The sequence below is a fragment of the Lysinibacillus sp. GbtcB16 genome (assembly GCF_019091145.1).
GTDB classification, from domain to species: domain Bacteria; phylum Bacillota; class Bacilli; order Bacillales_A; family Planococcaceae; genus Lysinibacillus; species Lysinibacillus fusiformis.
Genome location: NZ_JAGXJV010000735.1, coordinates 1 through 245, shown reverse-complemented (window position 1 = coordinate 245; position 245 = coordinate 1). Strand labels below are relative to the sequence as shown.

Below are 245 nucleotides of genomic sequence, written 5' to 3'. Positions count from 1 at the left end.
ATGGTAACTGTCGAAACTTTGTCCTTTGCCTTCGCTACTCTCTACTAATTATTGTAAAATTTTCTCTACAAAGAGCTTCAGCTGATGCTCTAGCGTGATCGGGTCATTGAAATAAAAGGCATTTGCATTCTCTTCAAATAAATGACCATTTTTCACTGCCTCTAAATCTTTAATCCATGCTGCATCTGTAAATGAGTTGTCTTGGTCTTGGAACATACTGTAAATCACATAATCCCCTGCATAAT

General features: G+C 36.7%; 1 pseudogene. It reads right to left on the bottom strand.

The features are described 5' to 3' along the window. Positions 1-48: 48 nt before the first annotated feature. Positions 49-245, bottom strand: a pseudogene (locus KVT27_RS25750) (ABC transporter substrate-binding protein); the annotation flags it as partial.